Source organism: Streptomyces sp. NPDC037389, from assembly GCF_040636475.1.
Taxonomy (GTDB): Bacteria; Actinomycetota; Actinomycetes; order Streptomycetales; family Streptomycetaceae; genus Streptomyces; species Streptomyces hesseae.
Genome location: NZ_JBEZUS010000047.1, coordinates 1 through 1,722, shown reverse-complemented (window position 1 = coordinate 1,722; position 1,722 = coordinate 1). Strand labels below are relative to the sequence as shown.

At 67.8% G+C, this 1,722-nt stretch carries 3 protein-coding genes and 1 pseudogene; 2 read left to right on the top strand and 2 right to left on the bottom strand.

The genetic code is table 11. The features are described 5' to 3' along the window. Window positions 1–238 (top strand): annotated as a pseudogene (locus AB0E98_RS33590) (hypothetical protein); the annotation flags it as partial. A gap of 205 nt (window positions 239–443) precedes the next feature. Here the strand turns inward: AB0E98_RS33590 and AB0E98_RS33585 are convergent. Further along, window positions 444–680 carry a hypothetical protein gene (locus AB0E98_RS33585; protein WP_361710276.1) on the bottom strand — a complete coding sequence of 79 codons (237 nt, stop codon included), beginning with the start codon at window positions 678–680 and terminating at the stop codon, window positions 444–446. A gap of 166 nt (window positions 681–846) precedes the next feature. Here AB0E98_RS33585 and AB0E98_RS33580 point away from each other — a divergent pair, with 166 nt between their 5' ends. After that, window positions 847–1,110 (top strand): GntR family transcriptional regulator, encoded by a 264-nt coding sequence (locus tag AB0E98_RS33580; protein WP_053638332.1) that lies wholly within the window; start codon window positions 847–849, stop codon window positions 1,108–1,110. Window positions 1,111–1,112: 2 nt separating this feature from the next. Here the strand turns inward: AB0E98_RS33580 and AB0E98_RS33575 are convergent, their stop codons facing one another. After that, on the bottom strand, window positions 1,113–1,505 hold the full coding sequence (locus AB0E98_RS33575) for a hypothetical protein (RefSeq protein ID WP_359512115.1): 393 nt from the start codon (window positions 1,503–1,505) through the stop codon (window positions 1,113–1,115). Window positions 1,506–1,722: the final 217 nt, after the last annotated feature.

The following is a 1,722-nucleotide window of genomic DNA, read 5'->3' as shown; positions in this document are numbered from 1 at the left end:
GGCGATGCTCGTGTCGTCCTGGTGGCGCGGGCAGCGCCGGCGGCATGCCTCGTTCGTGGCGGAGGTGGGGTGCGTGGAGCTGGCGGAGGGGCAGGCGCACGCTTTGGGGTTGCTGGTGGACACGTTGGCGTTCCGTGTCGTTCGTACCCGCTTCGACCATGGTGGTCGCCCCCTGGAGACTGCTGACCTCATCTTGCCGATGGATCGGTGGTTGATCCGTCTGGCGCCCAGTTCGTAGCGGCGCGCTCCCCCGCGCTGCCCGACTGTGCATATGCCAGGACCCTGAGTAAAGCTCAGTTTTGTTGAAGAGGGAAGCGTGTCTACTGAACATTCCTCAACGATGTAAACACGCCCCGTGCGAAACGATCACCGCAGGTCAAGCCTTGGCCAAACGTTTTTGCCAGACGTCCGGTTCGCCCGCCCTCCTGACCCGCGAGACAGCCCTACCCCACTCCCCCGGCGAGCCGTCGGGCCGCAGCCTTGGCGATGGCCTCCCACTCCCGGTAGAGCCGGCCGGAGGTCGGGCAGGGGTCTGCGTCGACGTCGGCGCATTGGTGGCAGTGGAGCCGGTGGTGGGCGTAGGTGCCCCAGGCTTCTTGCATGGGGCTGAGCCGGGTGTGGGCGGCGACTAACGGCGGCCTACTGTCGGCGGCGGGCTGGGGGTCTTTAGGCTCGTCCACGTCGACGGCTCCTTCGTCGGCTCGCCTCCGGGGTGGCGGCCCACGCTCCCCGGGGGCTCTATTGCGTGTAATTGCAGGTTAGCGCCACTTGTATCGCCCTGTCTCTGGACGTCTCTGTACGTAGCTCGAAGTGCTGGCTTGTAGGGGGTTGCCTAGCGTCGAGATCATGGCCATTGATCCGGATGCGGAGATCGATCACGAGGGGCCCGTTACCCCGTACCGGCAGCTCGCCGAGATCCTGAAGGCGCGGATCGCCCGGGGTGACTGGGCGGAGGGGCGGCCGATCGCGTCGGAGAACAGTTTGGTGCAGCAGTACGGGCTGGCCCGGACGACGGTGCGTCGGGCGATTGCCGCGCTCGTTGAGGAGCGGGTGGTGTGGACGGTGCAGGGGCGCGGCAGCTACGTCGGTCAGCCGCCAGCCGAGAGCTGAGGTCAGGCGTCCATCTCGGGGTGTCCGTGCCGGATGGCGAAGCCCTGTCCCGCCTTGGCGGTGTTGTCGCAGTAGCAGCACAGCATGTCGGAGGCGAGCCGGTGGCCCAGTTGCCCTTGTAGCTTGCGCGAGCAGTCGTGGCAGGCGTAGCCGTAGGCGTGCGGGGCGTAGTAGGCGCCTTGCCAGTCGCCGACGATGGGGCGGGGCCCGCATGCGCAATAGAGCTGCCGACCGGTTTTCTGGTCGACCCAGTGGACTCGGTAGAGGTACTGGGATGGCGGCGAGCAGGCGCAGACCTCTTGTGCGTACCTGCCTGCCCAGCGGTCCTCGGTTTCGACGCGCTTCGGGTTGGGGCAGTGGGGCAAGGCGCGCACCGGCAGGTCCACATCGGTCATGCGGCCAGGATGACAGACACCGATTCGTAGCCGCCTGTCAGACCTCGCCGATACGATCGGCTCATGTCCTCCACTCCTGCGCCCTCGGGGCCAGCACGGTCTGCTGCGGCCGTGGATGCGGAGATCCGCGCCCTTCTTCAGGCGACGGGCGGCTGGTTGTGGGGGCCGACGCGGGCGCGGTACGAGGAGCTGCGGGACGAGTGGGTGGCCGCCGTCC